Annotated in this window: 16 protein-coding genes; 12 read left to right on the top strand and 4 right to left on the bottom strand. The window is 44.4% G+C overall.

Annotated features, from left to right (window positions below):
* Window position 1 precedes the first annotated feature (1 nt).
* Together B7989_RS02350 and B7989_RS02345 are read left to right on the top strand one after the other, a co-directional pair.
* Window positions 2–2,527 (top strand): DNA topoisomerase III, encoded by a 2,526-nt coding sequence (locus B7989_RS02350; protein ID WP_088627007.1) that lies wholly within the window; start codon window positions 2–4, stop codon window positions 2,525–2,527.
* An 8-nt stretch (window positions 2,528–2,535) separates the two neighbouring features.
* Window positions 2,536–3,723 (top strand): glycoside hydrolase family 3 N-terminal domain-containing protein, encoded by a 1,188-nt coding sequence (locus tag B7989_RS02345; protein ID WP_088627006.1) that lies wholly within the window; start codon window positions 2,536–2,538, stop codon window positions 3,721–3,723.
* Between the two features lie 54 nt (window positions 3,724–3,777).
* On the opposite strand, the gene B7989_RS02340 is transcribed toward B7989_RS02345, so the two are convergent.
* A complete protein-coding gene (locus B7989_RS02340) occupies window positions 3,778–4,344 on the bottom strand; it encodes a PolC-type DNA polymerase III (RefSeq protein ID WP_088627005.1) in 567 nt (188 codons plus the stop codon).
* 48 nt (window positions 4,345–4,392) lie between these two features.
* A complete protein-coding gene (locus B7989_RS02335) occupies window positions 4,393–5,001 on the bottom strand; it encodes a hypothetical protein (RefSeq protein ID WP_144264942.1) in 609 nt (202 codons plus the stop codon).
* Between the two features lie 114 nt (window positions 5,002–5,115).
* On the opposite strand from B7989_RS02335, the gene B7989_RS02330 reads away from it, so the two are divergent.
* The 10 genes from B7989_RS02330 (at window position 5,116) to B7989_RS02285 (ending at window position 16,140) form a co-directional block, all read left to right on the top strand.
* Window positions 5,116–6,876 (top strand): CotH kinase family protein, encoded by a 1,761-nt coding sequence (locus B7989_RS02330; RefSeq protein ID WP_088627003.1) that lies wholly within the window; start codon window positions 5,116–5,118, stop codon window positions 6,874–6,876.
* A 15-nt stretch (window positions 6,877–6,891) separates the two neighbouring features.
* Window positions 6,892–8,163, top strand: coding sequence for a CotH kinase family protein (locus tag B7989_RS02325; protein ID WP_088627002.1), 1,272 nt, complete (start codon window positions 6,892–6,894; stop codon window positions 8,161–8,163).
* A gap of 277 nt (window positions 8,164–8,440) precedes the next feature.
* Entirely contained in the window at window positions 8,441–10,261 is a 1,821-nt protein-coding gene (locus B7989_RS02320; RefSeq protein ID WP_088627001.1) for a Coenzyme F420 hydrogenase/dehydrogenase, beta subunit C-terminal domain, read from the top strand.
* A gap of 17 nt (window positions 10,262–10,278) precedes the next feature.
* Window positions 10,279–10,506, top strand: a complete 228-nt coding sequence (locus B7989_RS02315) for an acyl carrier protein (RefSeq protein WP_088627000.1) — start codon at window positions 10,279–10,281, stop codon at window positions 10,504–10,506.
* Window positions 10,507–10,509: 3 nt separating this feature from the next.
* Window positions 10,510–11,262, top strand: coding sequence for an SDR family NAD(P)-dependent oxidoreductase (locus B7989_RS02310; RefSeq protein WP_088626999.1), 753 nt, complete (start codon window positions 10,510–10,512; stop codon window positions 11,260–11,262).
* 11 nt (window positions 11,263–11,273) lie between these two features.
* Complete coding sequence (locus B7989_RS02305) at window positions 11,274–12,281, top strand: 3-oxoacyl-ACP synthase III family protein (RefSeq protein WP_088626998.1); 1,008 nt, start codon at window positions 11,274–11,276, stop codon at window positions 12,279–12,281.
* On the top strand, window positions 12,281–13,279 hold the full coding sequence (locus B7989_RS02300) for a 3-oxoacyl-ACP synthase III family protein (protein ID WP_198959536.1): 999 nt from the start codon (window positions 12,281–12,283) through the stop codon (window positions 13,277–13,279). The genes B7989_RS02305 and B7989_RS02300 overlap by 1 nt, the downstream gene beginning before the upstream one ends.
* Before the next feature lies 1 nt (window position 13,280).
* Complete coding sequence (locus B7989_RS02295) at window positions 13,281–14,195, top strand: aldo/keto reductase (protein ID WP_198959535.1); 915 nt, start codon at window positions 13,281–13,283, stop codon at window positions 14,193–14,195.
* Window positions 14,196–14,251: 56 nt separating this feature from the next.
* Window positions 14,252–15,730: a lipopolysaccharide biosynthesis protein gene (locus tag B7989_RS02290; RefSeq protein ID WP_233144217.1), complete on the top strand. Its 1,479-nt coding sequence runs from the start codon at window positions 14,252–14,254 to the stop codon at window positions 15,728–15,730.
* Window positions 15,731–15,810: 80 nt separating this feature from the next.
* Window positions 15,811–16,140 carry a beta-1,6-N-acetylglucosaminyltransferase gene (locus tag B7989_RS02285; protein ID WP_088626995.1) on the top strand — a complete coding sequence of 110 codons (330 nt, stop codon included), beginning with the start codon at window positions 15,811–15,813 and terminating at the stop codon, window positions 16,138–16,140.
* 600 nt (window positions 16,141–16,740) lie between these two features.
* On the opposite strand, the gene B7989_RS02280 is transcribed toward B7989_RS02285, so the two are convergent.
* Window positions 16,741–17,718, bottom strand: a complete 978-nt coding sequence (locus B7989_RS02280; RefSeq protein ID WP_088626994.1) for a glycosyltransferase family 2 protein — start codon at window positions 17,716–17,718, stop codon at window positions 16,741–16,743.
* 21 nt (window positions 17,719–17,739) lie between these two features.
* Window positions 17,740–18,780, bottom strand: a complete 1,041-nt coding sequence (locus B7989_RS02275) for a glycosyltransferase (RefSeq protein WP_088626993.1) — start codon at window positions 18,778–18,780, stop codon at window positions 17,740–17,742.
* Window positions 18,781–18,820 lie beyond the last annotated feature (40 nt).

The following is an 18,820-nucleotide window of genomic DNA, read 5'->3' as shown; positions in this document are numbered from 1 at the left end:
GATGGCAACTACTACTAAAAAAGCAACAAAGACCGCAGCGACAAAGACTACCGCTGCAAAGAAAACAACGAAGGCGGTAAAAGCCCCGGTCGAAGGCAAGACTTTAATTATCGCCGAAAAACCGAGTGTGGCCCTGGACTTGGTCCGCGTGCTCGGCCAAAAGAGTTTCAAGAACGAAAAGACCCACTACGAAAGCGACACCACCATCGTGAGCCATGCCATCGGCCACCTGGTCGAAATCGCCGACCCCAAGGAAATCGACGAGAAGTACAAGAAGTGGGAAATGAGCACGCTCCCCATGCTCCCCAAGGAATTCCCGCTGGTTGCCACACCGGCCACCAAGGGCCAGCTTTCCGCTCTTAGCAAGCTCATCAAGCGCAAGGACGTGACGACCATCGTGAACGCATGCGATGCGGGCCGCGAAGGTGAACTGATTTTCTTCTATATATTACAGTATGTGCTCAAGGGCAAGTTCACAGGCAAGACCATCAAGCGCCTGTGGATGCAGAGTATGACCCCGGCCGCCATCAAGGAAGCATTCGAAAACATGCGCGACGGCTCCGAAATGGAAAACCTGAAGGCCGCCGCCCTTTGCCGTAGCGAAGCCGACTGGCTCATTGGCATGAACGGAAGCCGCGGACTTACCGCCTACAACAGCAGCATGGGCGGATTCCAGGTGACCCCGTGCGGACGCGTGCAGACGCCGACGCTCGCCATCATTGTGAACCGCGAAGAAGAACGCCTGCAGTTTGTACCGCAAAAGTTCTGGACCGTGGAAGCCGAATTCGACAACGACGGCAGCCACTACCCCGGCAAGTGGTTCACCACCAGCAAGGAAGACGGCAAGGACAAGGTCAAGCAGATTTTTGACGAAAAGAAAGTCAAGGAAATCCTGAAAAAGTGCAAGGGCAAGGCCGGCACCGTGGAAGAAACCTCCGCCCCATCGCTCCAGAAATGCGGCCCGCTGTACGACTTGACGACCTTGCAGCGCGAAGCAAACAACCGCTTCGGCTTTAGCGCCAAGACCACCCTTTCAATTGCGCAGGCTCTGTACGAACGCCACAAGGCGACCACCTACCCGCGTACCGACAGCCGTTGCCTGCCCGAAGATTACGTGGCCCCGGTGAAGGCAACGCTTGGAAAGATTGAAGGTCCGCTCGCCAAATTCGCCGAGACCGCCCTCAAGAACAACTGGGTCGTGAAGACCCCCAAGGTGTTCGACAACTCCAAGATTTCGGACCACTTCGCCATCATCCCCACCGGTGTGATGCCCTCGGGCCTGACCGAAGCCGAACAGAAGATTTTCACGATGATTTGCCAGCGATTCATCGCAGTGTTCTTCCCGCCTGCCAAGTACGAAAACACCACCCGAATTACGACCGTTGAAGGCGAAACCTTCCTCACCGAAGGCAAGGTGCTGGTGGATCCGGGTTTCAAGGCCGTGTACGGCAAGGACAGCGACGACGAATCCAGCATCCCGGCCCTGAAGGGCAAGTCCGCCAAGACGGTCGCCCTCGAAGAAAAGGAAGACTTTACCAAGCCGCCTGCACACTACACCGAAAGCACGCTCCTTTCGATGATGGAAAGCGCCGGTAAGTTGGTGGAAGACGAAGAACTCCGCGACGCCATGAAGGAACGCGGACTTGGAACGCCGGCAACTCGCGCCGCCATTATCGAAAAGCTCGTCAGCGACAAGTACGTGGTTCGCGACGGCAAGGACATGATTCCGACCGCCAAGGCATTCGACCTCATCAAGGTGCTGAAGGCCATGGACATCGAAGCGCTCACCAGCCCGGAACTCACAGGTAACTGGGAATATAAAATGGAGCAAATCGAGAAGGGCAAGGAAACCCGCGAAAAGTTCATGGAAGGCATCGTCGACATGACGCGCACCATGGTCAAGAACATCAAGGGATTCAAGGAAGAAAGCACCACCGGCGAAGCTCCGTTTAGCCCCGTGAACGGCAAGAAGGTTTTCGAAACCGTGAGCCGCTACACCACCGAAGACGGCATCGTGATCCGCAAGATGATCGGCGGCAAGAGACTCACTCCCGAAGAAATCACCGAGCTCTTGACCAACAGGAAGATTGGCCCGCTTACCGGATTCCGCAGCAAGCGCGGTGCCGAATTCTCGGCAGTGGTGATTATCAACGACGAAAACAAGATTGAATTTGTATTCGACGAAAAGCCCGAAGAAGTAGAAGTCGGAGCCGAGGTCGGCAAGTCTCCTGTAGACGGCGCCGCCGTGTACGAAACCATGACCGGTTACGTGAGCGATTCTTACCTCAAAAAGGAACCCAGCGGCATTACGCTCCCGAAGATTCTCCTGGGCAAGGAAATTCCGCTGGAAGAAATCAAGAAGATGCTCGCCGGCGAAAAGACGACGCTCCTTAAGGGTTTCCGCAGCAACAAGACCCACCGCACCTTTGACGCATACCTTTATTTGGATAAAGGCGGCAAGCTCAAGTTCGACTTCCCGCCCCGTGAATTCAAACCGAGACGCTTTGGCAAGAAGAAAGCCGAGTAGCCCGCGGAATGCACCTAAAAAGAGCAGTCACATTTTTACTTGCGGCATTCGCCATTGTGCAGGCGGAGGATTCTCTGCCCGATTACAAGTTTGTTCCGCTGAATTCGCTGACGGAATCGATTGAGGTTGAAAAGCAAGTCGAGACGCCTTACGGTCTCCCCCGCGAGCTTATGCCGCTGTGGGATTCGCTGACGATCAAGCAGAAGGCGGCGCAGATGGTCATGGTCTACATGACGCCCGCATCGTTCATGCTCGAGCACGAATTCGGCGGATACCTGGTGATGAAAAATCACCTGAAAAATCTGGACAAGTTCACGGAAAATATCCGCACCGTCAACGAGAACATGCGAATCAAGCCGCTGGTGGCCGCCGACCAGGAAGGCGGTTACGTGAACCGTATCTCGGTCGTGGCACCGCAATGGGAGCGCACCCCGAGCGCCAAGCAAATGCGCGCCATGAGTGAAGATTCCATTCGCGCGCTGGCCCAAAGAATCGGCGCCGTCCTCGACAGTGTTGGAATCAACTTGAATTTGGCTCCCGTGCTCGACCCCGCCAAGGACAGCCGCGGCAAGAATTCATTCATGGAAGAATCCAAGCGTTCCTGGGGCGAAGACACCTTGAACGCACCTAAAGTCCGCGCTTTTGTGCAAGGCATGCGCGAAAGCAACGTAGCCTGCGTTTCGAAGCATTTCCCGGGTTACGATTCCTGGACCAACAGCGACCACCAAATTGCCGTGAGCTCGACACCCAAGGCTAAAGTGGCGAAGAATGTGGAATTTTTCAAGACGCTCGCCAACGATATTCCCGTGACCATGATGAGCAGCGTGAGCTTCGTGCGCATCTCTAGCCGCCCCGCCGTATTCGAGCCGAAGATTGTGAAGATGGCCCGCGACATGTCGCCCGAAACCGTGATCCTGACCGACGACCTGTGGGGCGTCAGCCTGCGCGCCTGGGTGAGCGGCAACGAACGCGTGCGTAGCAAGAACTACCCCGCCAAGGACTTCAGGAAACTCGTGCGCACCGCCTTAATGGCCGGCAACGACATGTTCATGATTACCTACCCGCAGAAAGCGGTAGAAATGGTGAATTACTTAGAAGCGCTTTCCAAACAAAGTAAGTATTACCGCGAACGAATCGAAGAATCCTCCGCCCGCATACTCAAGATGAAGTATCGCGCAGGGATAATTAAGCAGTAAATGCTGAACCCGGATCGAGTCCGGGTTGACAGGGGGCGGGAATAATCAAATAACCTAAATAGCCTCGACTTTCGCTTTCTTGGGGGTCGAAAGGTTCTTCACTTCTTTCAGGATCTTTTCCGGCCCGACCTTATTGTAGGCCAGCTTCAAAATCTCAGCCGCAGCCAAAGCGTCATCCAAAGCGCGGTGATGATTGAATTCCGGTAACTCCAACGCCTGCGTCAACTTATGCAGGCTGTAACTCGGAAGCCCGGGAAAAAAGCGACGCGCAATCTTGACGGTACAAAGCCTCGGCGGATCCATCTTGATGCAGCAACGCTTGAGCTCCGTGCGCATGAACTTGCTGTCGAACTGGACATTGTGCGCCACGAAGATGCGGTCTTTCAAAAGTTCGGCCACCTCTTCGGCAATAGACGCGAACTGCGGCTTGCCGCGAACCATTTCATCCGTAATGCCCGTCAGGTTCTGCACAAAAGGCTGAATCGGCATGCCAGGGTCTACCATCGCCGAATAAGTCTTGACTACTTCGCAATCATCCATCAACACAATGCCGACTTCGGTAATACGGCCCTCTTCAGCCGTTCCACCAGTCGTCTCTAAATCTACAACAGCAAATTTCATACAAAAAAAAGGAGATCCCGGGTCAAAGCCCGGGAAGACACGGAAGACTTATTTAATCGGGATATCGAACTCCAGCGATTGGCGGGCGGATTCGCTCACGACTTTCGCCTTGAGCACTTTGGATTTGGGCTTAGCATAAAGCGGGACCACCATCAAGTTCGAAATACTGCTGGTTTCGGGAGTTGGGGTAGCTTCGCTATCGCGGGCCGTCTTCGAAAAAATCGGCTTTTTGCCCTTGTCGTAAATGTAGTATGTCAGCTCGCGGGTGAACCCCGGCTTAATCTGCTTGGTGGGCACCTGAAAGTACACCATGCCGCCCTTGGGCACCTTGCGCAGACTGTCACGGATTTCTTCTTCGGTGGCAAATTCGCCATCCATCATCATGCGAATGTCTTTTTTGATCTTGTTCGCATTTTCGTACTGGACGGTAATCTGGAATTTAGCGTCTTCGGGAATGGCGCTCGGGCGTACATCGCGAATTTTTGAATTGTTCTGGTGGTATTCCCAACGGCCGTTATCGTGCAGAATCACCGTTGAACCGTTCGAAGCCGTGGCGATCATGTCTTCAGCAAAGACCCCTGTCGCCGAAAGCAACAGAATCATCGCCACAACCCATAAAAATCCAACCGACCCACATACCCAAACGTTAAACTTCATGGGATCCTCTTACACTAATACTCCATAGCGTAATATAAATGAATCTTAACAAAAAAGGCGGAAAAACGCCAAAAAAAAGCATATTATTTTAATACTTTGCTATTTTTGCCCTAAATGCCCCGCATCGCCACCCCATCCCTATTCTGCACGCTCGCTGGACTCGTTTTTTGCGCCTGCAGCAACAGCGATTATGCCAACAATACAAGGCAAAATTACGGAGGGCGACCGGTCGCCAAACAAGTCTTTAGCGAGTTCCCGGAATCCGGTTTTTTCACGGAGGCATTCACCGTCGAGCTCCCCGAAAACGATTCTTTGAACTGCGAAGCCGGCGGCAAAATCCCAAACGCCCAAAGCCAGCGCGCATCGACTTTTCGATTCGACTCCACCACAACCATCCGCTGCCTCCATCTTTCTGACACGGCAAAAACCGAAATCATCCGCACCTACATTTTCGAAGAAAAGCCGACCATCGCGGCGGTATTCCTCACTGCGGATCCGAACTCGCTCTTTGACCCCGACAGCGGAATCTACATGACCGGCCTCAACGCCCAGGAAGAAGTCCCGCACGATGGTGCCAACTACTGGCTCGACAAAGAAATCCCCGTATACGTGGAGCTCGTCGAAAGCGACCAGAACTACCCCGCCTTCGCAAAGCACGCCGGTCTCAAAATTTTCGGCAAGTACAGCCGCATAAATCCCAAAAAATCTGTCGCCATCAACTTCCGCGAAAAATACGACGACAAAAGGCTCCATTACCCGCTGTTTCCGGAATTTCCTGAGCTCACTGTATTCAAGAGCTTTATCTTGCGCAACAACGGCAACAATTTTTCGAACGACTACATTCGCGACCGCCTCGCCAGTTCACTCAGCGAGGGGCTCGGCGTCGATTACCAACGCGGGCGTTTTGCAACCGTGTACTACAACGGGGAATATTTCGGCATCCACGATTTGCGCGAACGTTCTAACGAATCCTACATCGAAACGCATTACGGAATCAGCAAGAACAACATCAACTTGCTCAAAAGCAGTGGCAAGTCCACGGCTGGTTCTGCCACCAGTTACAGTGCACTCATTCAATGGCTTAAGAGCCACAGCCTAGACATTGACAGCAATTACGCCCATATCGATTCGCTCATCGATATCGACAACCTTTTGAACTACCTGCATACAGAAATCTTTGCGAACAATCTCGATTGGCCTGGCAACAACTTGAAAAGATGGAACATTGTAAACCCGCAAAGCAAATGGAAATGGATTCTGTACGATATGGACGCGGGCTTTGGCACGCTCCCCTACGACGACATCAACATTTTTGAATACATGACCTCGCAGGCGAAAGTCGGTTACAATAAAAATGCGCCTATCGCCACCTTCCTCATCCGATGCCTGCTCAAGAACAAAGAGTTCGAAGCCGCATTCATCAACCGCTTGGCAGTACTCCTGCAAACAAATTTTGAACAAAGTAAAATCCTTGCACGCATAGACAAAATGATGTCCGAAATCGAGCAAGAAATTCCGCGCGATCAACAACGCTGGTCGCACGACAAAGCCCACATGGACGAACAGCTGGAAATCATCAAGGAATTTGCAAGGACGCGTGCAGGCATCGTCACCGACAACCTCCGCGATTTCTTTGACCTCGAAGAAACGGTACCCGTCACGCTCGCCACCAGCGGCCCCGGCACCATTTTGGTGCACGGGCTCCCCCTGAACGAAAGCGAAATCACCATCGACTTTTTCAAGAATTACCCCGTCACACTCACCGCAAAGCCGCAAAAAGGCCACAAATGGGGCGGCTGGAGCGACGGAGACACCAACAGCACGCGTACAATATTTTCCAAGAACGCCCTGACGCTAACAGCAATTTACAAATAATCTATATTTGTAAAGATGCGTTATCATTTCGCCAAACCACTCCCCCTGCTCCTAGGCATCGTCATCTGTTGCCTGGGGTTTGGATGTAGTAATAGCGAAAGAATAGATAACGAAATCGTCGCCTTTTGGGATGTAGAAGAAGACGCCACCCCTCTCTTCACAGAACTAAACTACCTCCCCATTGACGACTCGGAATACCCCTACGCAGGCATTCCCAGAATCGTCATCGAAACAGAGAACCATCGAGAAATCAAGGACCGCGAAACAGAGATCCCCGCCAAGCTGCAAGTATGGGGCGCGGACGCCCCCGAAAGCGAAGTGATGGAGCTGACTATAAGAGGGAGGGGGAATACAACATGGAGTTATCCCAAAAAACCCTATGCAATAAAATTCAATGAGAAGCAAGCATTTCTTGGAATGCCCAAAGCGAAGAAATGGGTTATGCTAGCTAACTATAGAGACAGGACTTTAATAAGGAATGCCGTGGCGTTTGAAATCGCACGTAGGACATCTCTTAAATGGACTCCTAGCGGAAGATTCGTTGATGTTTTTTTTAACAGAAAATACATAGGCAACTATTACATTTGTGAGAAAGTAGAAGTCAAAAAGAATCGGTTAGAATTAGATGAAAACGGTTTTCTAATTGAATTCGATACTCACTATGACGAAGACAACAAGTTCAGAACTTCCTTCAAAAATCTGCCTGCAAATATTAAATATCCCAAGGAATTATCCGAGGAACAATTCAATTACATTCAAGATTATATAGACACTATAGAATGTATTTTATACGGGAAGTGCAATTCTTTAGACATTCAACAATACTTAAATCTTCAGAGTCTCGCCTCTTATTGGATTATATATGAAATTGCACAAAATGACGAAATGCATCATCCTAAAAGCATTTTTGTCCACAAAGATACTGTTTTAAATTTCGGACCAATATGGGATTTTGATTGGCAAACATTTACCCCTACAAAAAAGGGACTACGAAATACACATCGAATGTGGATAGACGCTCTAAAAAAACAAGATTATTTTTTGGACATCGTAAAAAACGAATGGAACACTCGCAAAAACTTTTTCATAGGAACAACTAATTTTATAGACTCAATTGCAGCACTCATATACAAGTCAAATGAAGCCAACCTTAAAAAATGGCCTATTGACATATCAGCAGATGCTTGTGGAGATGAAAAAGAAGATTTCTACACATCCATCAACATGTTAAAAAGCACTATTCTAAATCGTATAACGGAATTAGACAGTTTAATCAATCAGCTATAAATACAAATTTCGGTCAAAGGATAATTTCAAGATAGGAACATCAGGCATCACACCAACCCGCGTGGTTAAGTACCCGCAGCAACATATCACATGTTGTAACAGGTTCTTTTCATAGAAAAGCCTTCTTCAGTATTCCCTTGAAAAAACAGGAATCTCTACAACCAATGCCGTAAAAAGTCCCATTTTAAGATTCTCTTGAACCTACGCAGATTAGAAAAACTTAAAGAAAAATGTATATTTTCATTTAATTGGTTGGAAATCGCTCTAGAGAATTAATATGATTAATCTTTCTTCCAAAGAACAATGTTGCGGCTGTAAAGCCTGCGGGGATGTTTGTCCCAAGAAAGCGATATCGTTCAAGACTGATATAGAGGGATTTTGGTACCCCGAAGTGGACCAAAATTTGTGCATTGACTGTAAATTATGTGAGAAAGTTTGTCCAATTATCAACATTGATTCTCTCAAAAAAAACGATTTGCCGCAATCAGAATGCCATGCAGCCATCCACAAGAATATCGAAATCCGATTTGATTCCACCTCCGGCGGTCTTTTTTCCGCTTTGGCAGAAGCAACCTACAAAGCAGGAGGCTATGTTGGTGGAGCCATTTTTACAGAAGACTATGGCGTAAAGTTCTTCATCTCCAACAACAAAAAGGATTTGTCCACCCTAAGGAGTTCAAAATATCTTCAGAGCGATACGGAAGGGCTTTACATAGCTGTTCGTGATTTAGTCAAAGCAGGAGAAAGGGTCCTTGTTTGTGGTTCGCCCTGTCAAATGGCTGCTCTGCGAGCTTTCCTAAAGAAAGACTACGAAAACCTGATTATTGTTGATTTTATTTGCCGAGGCACAAATTCTCCGAAGGTATTTAGAAAATATCTTGATTATCTAGAAGATAGATTTGGTTCAAAGGTTGTTTATTATAAAGCCAAAAACAAGGAGCTTGGTTGGCGGCAATTGACATCAAAGATTCGATTTGCGAATGGACAAACCCTTTATGACACAAGGGATATTAACTATTTCACAGTCGGATACCTGAATACGGGAGTCTATTCAAGGCCGTCATGTTATGACTGCAAGTTCAAGGATTTTCCCAGAATTTCTGATATAACACTGGCCGATCTCTGGGGTGCGGAAAAAATCGTTGGTAAAGACTTAGATGGGGATATGGGAACATCCCTGGTAATGGTCAATTCCCAAAAGGGGATGAAATACTTCGAATCCATCAAGGCAAGCATAAACGAACAGATTATTCCATTCAAATCCGTTCTCGCCAAAAACCCAGCCCTAGTGAAACCATTAAACCCTCCACTCGTTGACAGGGAACAATTCTACAAGGATTTAGACAGTTCCTCGTTCGGAGCTGTTGCAAAGAAGTATATATCAAGACCTATTGACAGCCCCATTTCGTCAAAAAGGAAGCTGAAAAACATCCTTGGCTTTGTTAAAGCGGTTATAAGAGTCTCCGGCTTTAGTCTTTCTACTTGGTGGAAAAACATCTACTATAATCTGCTCTGTTCAAGAGTGCATACAACAATATCCTTAAAGCATTATGTGCTAATATCCAAGCATGTTGTCCTAGAGCTTCACCCCAAGTCATGCCTAAAGGTCAACGGCATACTGAAAATCGGCGAGAAAAAATTTGCAAATTCCAAGTTGGAAACAAGAGTCTTGATAGAAGATGGTGCAACTTGGCAGGTTGACGACGACTGGGTACTTTTTTACGGTAGCGATTTAGAAATTTTCAAGAATGCGTTATTCCATGTGGAAGGAATTGGCGGGACCAATATCAACAGCACGATTATTTGCGGCGAGCACATTCATTTCGGACGAGGTGTTATGATTGGTCGTGCAGTTACAATCCGCGACAACAACGGCAATCACTACATCGCCCGCCGCGGTTATAAAAATACCAGGCCAGTGCATATCGGGCAACACGCTTGGCTGTGTGAGGGCTGCACCATAATTGCAGGAGCAAAGATTGGCGATGGAGCCATCATTGGAGCAAAAGCCCTTGTCGCATCTGCAGTTCCGGCATTCACGATGGTAGCCGGGAACCCAGCGCAGGTCGTAGACGAAGATGTTTATTGGAAATACTAAACAACAGGAGAAAAAAAATGAATCTTGATGAATTTATCAAAAATTTTGCAGATGTGTTTGACGATACGGACGCATCGGAAATTACCGCCGACACCATTTTCCAGGATTTGGACGAATGGGGATCATTGATAAACATGTCCGTTATCGCTATGGCAAAAACGAAATATGGGAAAACGATTACGGGCAAAGAAATTCGCTCATGCGAAACTGTTGCAGAGCTCAAGGCTTTAGTGGAGTCCAAATAAGCAATGAACAGTTTCAATCCATTTTCATTAGAGAATAAAAACATTCTTGTTACAGGAGCTTCATCCGGTATAGGCAAAGCAGTTGCTATCGCCTGCGCTAGAATGGGCGCATCCATCGTCTTGAATGGCAGGAATGTAGAACGGCTGCAAGAAACATTTCAGGAAATGCCTAGCGGCAATCACATTGTCGCACCTGCAGATATTCTGGATTCATCCTCTTTAAATGGATTGGTAAATGCAATGCCTTCTTTAGACGGCGTTGTTCATTGTGCTGGTGTTGCAAACAGGGTCCCTTGTAAAAACATCACGCAATCTGATATAGATTTTGTAATGCGTACAAATATGAACGCTCCAATGTTATTGCAAGCCTCCCTGCTATCTTCAAAAAAAATAAATAAGGGAGCGTCCATCGTATTCATAGCCTCTAGAGCCGCAGAATCCCCCTCTATGGGCAATGCCATCTATAGCGCATCTAAGGGTGCCCTTATTTCGTATGCGAAATGCCTCGCTCTTGAATTAGCGCCTAGACTTATTCGGGTAAACTGCATTTGCCCCGGCATGGTGTGGACAGAACTTATCACGAAAGTTCTTGACGAAGATACTCTGCGTGAAGCAGAACAAAAATATCCATTGAAACGTTTTGGCAGAGTTGAAGACATCGCAAATTTGGTTATTTACCTGTTAAGCGCAGCATCCTCCTGGATGACGGGAGAAAGCATCAATATCTCCGGCGGTGGAGAAGGCGTTCTTGTATAAGGAGATGAACAATGGCTTTTTTAAGGGCTTTGTCTTATTACCTGCCACCCAAAGAACTTTCAAATGATGATTTGCAAAAAGAGCTAATCAACTGTGAAGTTTCCAAAATTGCGAAAAGTGTCGGTGTCAACATTCGACATATCGCGGCTCCATCCGTAACTGCAGGGGACATGGCAGTTGAGGCAGCAAAGGCACTGTTCGTTGAATACGGAATTTCTCCCGAAGAAATAGATTTCGTAATCTTTGCAACACAGACTCCGGACCATTTTTTACCACCTACCGCATGTTCCATTCAATCAAGACTAGGCATACCCAACACGGCTGGAGCCTTCGACTTTGACTTAGGCTGTTCTGGTTATGTATATGGTCTCGGAATAGCCAATAGCTTTGTGGAAAGCGGACTCGCAAAGAACATCTTGCTGTTGACGGGAGATACAATAACAAGATTTATGCATCCTCAGGATAACAACAGGATCTTATTCGGGGAAGCGGCAACAGCTAGTGTAATCTCCAAATCGGGGCTTGCTAAGATCGGCTCCTTGGTCAAAGGAACGGATGGTTCCGGTGGCGACATGCTAATCGTAAAAAATCGTGCCGCCCGCCAACTTGAATTAACAGGCCAAGAAATGGTCGATTCCGAAGGAAATACGCGGAGAGACGATTTCTTCTATATGGATGGGGCCTCCGTTTTCGGCTTTACTGTAGAAAGGCTGCCGACGCTCATCAAGGAAACTCTAGAAAGGAATTCCTTGCAGCAAAGCGATGTTGACTATTTTGTATTCCATCAAGCAAACAAATATATGCTGAACACGATAAGAAAAGTTTGCGGTTTGGAAAAAGACCGGTTCTACGTCAACATTGAAAGCACCGGGAACACGACATCATCGACAGTGCCAATAGCTTTAAAAGAATGTTTAAAGCAAGGACTTATTAAGAATAACGCAAAAGTCATGCTTGCTGGATTTGGAGTTGGTCTTTCCTGGGCAGGAACAATACTTTATTTTGGCGTGGATGAATAATGGCGTTTATTAAAGCGATATCGTATTATCTCCCAGAACACGTTCTTACGAACGAGGAACTTGTCAAGGAATTTCCCGAATGGAGCGTCGAAAAGGTCGCCGCGAAGGTCGGTGTGAACTCACGACATTTGTCAAGTAATAGCGAAACTGCTGGTGATCTAGCCGAAAAGGCTGCCCGCAAGCTATTCGAAGAATATTCCATAGATCCGAAGTCTATCGATTTTGTGTTGTTGTGTACGCAAAGTTCAGATTACGCACTACCTTCAACAGCATGCATACTCCAGCATAAACTGGGAATTCCTAAAACGGCTGGAGCATTCGATTACAATCTTGGTTGTTCGGGCTGCATTTATGGCATAGCAATTGCCAAGGGACTAGTTGCTGCAAATATTGCGAAGAATATATTGTTACTGACTGCGGAAACATACACAAAATATCTGCATCCACAAGACAAAAGCAACCGTTCCATTTTCGGCGACGGCGCCGCAGCATGCTTGATTTCAACAGAAGGTTTTGCAGAAATTGGTGAATTTGACTTGGGCACAGATGGCGGTGGCGCAGAAAGTCTGATTTTGAAAACAGGTGCAGCTCGCGAACCAAAACCCAACGGCAAAGAATCCGTTGACGAGGAAGGTCATGTTCGTAGAGATGATTATCTCTACATGAACGGCTCAGATGTATTCAATTTTACTTTAGATATAGTTCCACCAATGATGCAGAATGTACTGTATCGAAACAAATTGGACCAAGACGTAGTTGATTATTTTGTTTTTCACCAGGCAAACAAGTTTATGTTGAGCACTATACGCAAGGTGTGCGGCCTTCCTAAAGACAAATTCTACATCAACCTTGAAAACACAGGCAACACTGTTTCTTCAACAATATTGATTGGTCTCAAGAACAGCCTAAATGATGGAACAATTAAAACCGGAATGAAGGTCATGATTGCAGGTTTTGGAGTGGGTTTAAGCTGGGGCGGAACGATATTGAGGTTTTAAGATGAAACTGGAAGGCCTTTTAAAAAACAATACAATTCCTCAAATTGGATTCGGTCCAGGGGGTATGGGATATTCCCCAAAAATGAAGAAACAGAAAAAAGGTATTTTCCTGTTTCTCGACAAAGTCCAAAACAAGCTTTATAGACGACCTTTAGCGCAAAACAAGTACATTGATTCTGTATCAAGTGCATTGCAGCAAGGCTTTCGCCTTATAGACTATTCTTCTGCTTACGGAGACGGCTCTCTAATCGGCAAAGCCATAAAAAAATCTGGAATTGCACGATCTGAGCTTCTGTTAACAACTCGTGTCAGCAACGCGGCCCAACGAAATCATTCTGTTCGAGAAGAGTTCTTCAAATGTCTTGAAGGCTTCGGAACAGATTATGTCGACATTCTACAATTCCATTGGCCTGTAACAGATTTATATCTCGACACGTGGCGCGAAATGGAAAAATTGTACGAAGAAGGATATGTAAAGCATCTGGGAGTCGCCAATTGCCATCAGCATCATTTAGAAGCGATTTTTTCTATTTGCAAACACCGTCCCGAAATCGGTCAATTTGAAATCCACCCGCTGTTCACTCAGAAGCCTCTTATTGAATTCTATAAATCTCAGGACATTCTCGTCGAGGCATACACCTCCCTTGCTCGCTACGACGACCGTCTTGTAAGACTACCCCTACTAAAACGTCTAGAGCAAAAGTACCATAAAAATTTCATTCAGATCATTTTACGTTGGCACGTACAAAACGGAGTTATTCCACTAGTTCGTTGCTTGAGTAAACAACATCAAAAAAGCAATCTGAATATTTTCGATTTTGAATTAGATGCAGAAGACATGGCTCATATCGACGGAATTAATATCAATAGTCGCCTACGCTATGATCCAGACAATTGCGATTTTTCGATACTGTAAAAATGAACTCGTCCAACAAAACAATCGCAAGAAATACTATTTTCCTGTATTTCCGCATGATGCTCACAATGATCATTTCATTGTATACATCACGCGTGGTTTTACAGATTTTGGGCGTTGACGACTATGGCATTTATCAAGCTGTAGGCGGGATTGTCGGTTTCTTGAGTTTTGTTAATAACGCTCTGAGTACAGGGTCATCCCGCTTTATAACATTCGGATTGGGCGAAAACGATCCGCAGAAATTAAAAAACATTTTTTCCACGACGTTGACAGCACACCTTTGCTTAGCAATCTTTATTGCCATTTTAGCGGAATCAGCGGGCTTATGGTTCTTGCACAACAAACTAGTGATTGCACCTGAACGTCTTGACGCAGCCAAATTTGTTCTTCATCTTTCCGTAATAACTGCTTTTTTTTCTCTCACGCAAGTTCCGTATGGAGCTAGCATTATCGCTCACGAAAAAATGGGCATTTACGCTTACGTTAGTATAATTGAGGCATCATTAAAGCTGCTAATTATATATCTTTTGGAAATAGGCTCCATCGACAAGCTAAAGTTATATGCTTTACTATTGTGTTTATTACAAATAGGAATTATCATTTTTTACAGACTTTACTGTATCCGAAATTTTGACGAGACGAAATTTCGATTTTATTTCGATAAAAAACTCTTTAAAGAAATCGCTAGTTTTTCAGGATGGAGCTTATTCGCCAACACCGCAATCGCATTGAATAATCAAGGGGTTCTAGTTCTGTTAAACATGTTTTTTTCTCCAGCTGTCGTTGCAGCTCGCGCCATATCGCTACAAGTCAACGCCGCAGCAAATCAATTTGTAACAAACTTTCAAACAGCAGCAAATCCGCAAATTGTAAAAAAATATGCTGCCAAAGATTATGAAGGTTCAAAGCAACTTTTGTTAGCAACCACAAAATTCAGTTTTTATTTAATGCTACTTTTAAGTCTTCCGATTTGCCTTGGAACAAAGCAACTTTTAACATTATGGTTAAAAACAGTCCCAGAATATACCATAATCTTTTTACAACTGGCGATAATTCAAAGTTTATTCTGCGTATTCGACACATCCTTCTATAGAGCCCTTTATGCAAAAGGTCGCCTAAAAGAAAACGCACTAATTTCCCCCCTATTAGGCTTCATACAATTTCCAATCGTATATATTCTTTTTCGATTAGGTTTTTCTCCTGAAGCCTTGTCGTGGACAAGTCTATTTACATACGCATTCCTCGGACTTGTGATAAAACCTCTTTTGATAATAAAAATTGTCAATTATAAATGGAAGGATATCTCCTCAGTATTCGTTCCTTGTTTTAAGGTTTTGTGTTGTGCTTTGCCAGCACCGCTCTTTTTGTATTACAAACTAAGCGACGAATCTTATCTATCGTTCTTCGCGGTAGTAATTCTTTCCGTTCTTTCCGTCATCACATCATCTTGGTTTGTTGGCCTAGAAACAGAGATGCGGAACGCTCTTAAAAACAAAGTAAAGGCACTTTTGTTAAAACGGTCTCACCCATAGCAACTATTTTTACATAAAAAACAATCACACCACAATCATTCATGGGTTTTCCATAAAAGCACAAGCATCACGGAGTTCATATGAATCATGCTTTTTTGATGATGGTACACGACGAGCCTGAATTAGCATTACGTATTGTAAATAGATTGATTGCCCCAAATCACTTTATTTTCATGCATATTGATCGTAAAATTTCTAAGGAACACTTTAATTTTTCATTAAAAGGTTTGACAATATTACCTAATGACTCTCGTGTACGAGTATCATGGGGAGGCTTTTCACAAGTTGAAGCAGAATTTCAACTAATGAAATCAGCATTAACTTGCGGAATCAACATGGATTACTTCCATTTAATCTCAGGACATGATTATCCTATAGTGAGCAATAATTTACTAGATGATTTTTTTTGAAAAGAACAATGGAAAATCTTTTTTGTATTACGACAAAGAAGACGAAGCTCTTCTTTGGAGAAAGAAAAAATACCCTGGACGAGAGTATGTCGATACCATCTAAATGATATAAACATAAAGCCGTTGCTGCTTAAGCGCATCCTATCCAAAATGCTAAGCATAAAAAAAATACCTTATATTGAAAATTTATTTGCGGGTTGGCAATGGTGATCTTTTAACAAAACTGTAATTACCCGGCTATCTTCTCATCACCAAGACTACTCTGCAATGGCAAAACGATTCCGTTTCACAGCCTGTTCCGACGAGCTTTTTTTCCAAACAATTCTTCATCCCTTTGTGAAGCAACTAAATATCGAAACAACAACTTCTTTGAGATACATTGATTGACATCCAAAACGCCCCACCAAATCACTTCCACTAATTTTAGACGCTCGTGATTATGAAGAAGTTATTCAAAGCGGCATGCTTTTCTGCCGCAAAGTAACACTTTCAAAATCTATTGAATTATTAAACAAACTAGATGACTACGCACGATCCTAAGGAACGAACGCATCACAATTCATTTGGTTTTTCCAATCAGTTTGTTTCAGAATTCTGGTTTTATTGTTTTGCAATTTTTTGAACGCATTTATACGCTTTTAATGTTGGAAGCATAACCAACAAAAAAAAGATATAGGGAAGATTCATAAAGAATCCGTACTTATTGAAAGATTGCCCTTCAACCTTTAATTTTTTCAATTCGCGATAATACTTTTGACGGTCTCCATAGGTTCCATCAAAACGCAACAATGCAAGAGCTGTATAAAAGCGCCAATAATCCACAAATTTGGCAAAGATATTTTTTAAAGGTTCCGGAATTAAACCTCCCTGCCAGTCAGCCCAGCATTCTTGAAGAATAAAAAGCAAACTGTCTATTCTATTTTTCTTAACACATTCTGTTGTTATCGAATCATTCCTTATCTTATAAAGATACGTAGCCTCTTTTACAACGGCTATTTTACGGGCGTATTCAGAATTCTTCAAGGACCATAACACGTCCTCATGTAGCAAACCCTTTTTAAAAAGAATTCCGCATTTCGTTAAAAAAGATTTCCTATACAATTTATTACAAGCACTCGCACTCCACTCTCTATTCAAATATGTTTTTAAAGGTTGGTTTTCATCTAAATTGGGATTCAAATCTTTCACAACCGCAGATTTACTGCCTATAATGCGGATATTCGCAATGGAAAAATCGGCATTATTTTTTGCAATAGCTTCACAGTGCAGTTCTATACAATTCGGAGTAATTTCATCATCTGAATCCATGAAAAACACATAATCGCCAGTAGCCACCTGCATACCAGCATTTCGAGCATCACTCAGCCCTCCATTTTTCTTGTGCACAACCATTATTCTATTATCTTGCGCAGCTAATTCGTCACAGAGCCTTGGGCAATTATCTGGAGATCCGTCATCAACTAGAACTATTTCCAGATTCGGATAAGTTTGCTTTCGAAGGCTTTCGACACTTTCCAACAAGTACTTTTCAACATTATATACAGGGACTATAACTGAAACAAGAGGCTTACAGCTCATATCAATTTCTCCATAAAATTATTAATTCATAATTTGCTGCAATTTACAATGAAAGTTTTCAAAAGAAAAATGCCGTGATTTCAGAAGCGATTCTTTTTGCATATCCTTCAGTCTTGATATGTCTCCAGACAAGGTCTTAATCGCGTCTGTCCAGGAATTCTCATCATGGTTGTCACAAAACACCGTATTTTTTTCATCACAATAATCTCGAATAGAACCAACATCACTACAAATCATAGCTAATCCCATAGCCATTGAAGTAACAATGACATTACTACCGATAGTATCCACCATTACATTTAAAGATATGCTCGCTTTATTCATATAATCACGCAATTCCGCTTCTGTGATATAGGGCAGCAACTCCACATTTTTCAGGCCTTCAAAAAATTGGCTCAAATCATTCGCTCCTTGGCAAATGATAAAATGAACGGCACTATTCTGTTTTACAATACTCTGCAATAAGGTTACATTTCGCATCATATTTCCCATTGCAATAACCGTAACCACATCGTCCTTAGGAGCTAAAACATGATAATAATCCAAATCAACATAATGAAATGTCGTAAAGACCTTTTCTTTTTCAACACCCCTGTTAACAAGATAATCGGACAACGAATGTCCCAATGTCATAACACCATCAACGGCATCAATCCATTTTTTCAACTTTGAATCAGAAAATTTTTTATCATATATGCTAGGTACCAAATGTGCCATGGCATAAACCTTTACAGGCATTCCAGACCGTTTTATTGCATCGGCTATGGGTAACTGAGTATTCGCTTTCCAAAGATACTCTGTCAATAAAACCTTATCTCCTGGTTTTAACATTTTCTTAAAAGCCAACACAATTTTATGTATATAAAGCCTATGCCGAATATACGCGTTAAGTCTCCAAAATTTTTTCAAGATTTTATTGTGGCACTTGCCGTTGTCATATTCAGGAATAACAATAGACTTATAATTATCAGGATAGCGCCTTTGTAATTCATTACAAAGATGCTTGATTCCCGCATGATTATCTTTCGTGTTATACCATTCTTGACAAACTAAATATACCATACAAGCCTACACAGCATTTTGTTTTTTACACATTAATTAG

Source organism: Fibrobacter sp. UWB5 (assembly GCF_002210295.1).
Classification (GTDB): domain Bacteria; phylum Fibrobacterota; class Fibrobacteria; order Fibrobacterales; family Fibrobacteraceae; genus Fibrobacter.
The sequence above is the reverse complement of the archived record's forward strand: the minus strand, read 5'-3'. Positions and strand labels throughout refer to the sequence as shown.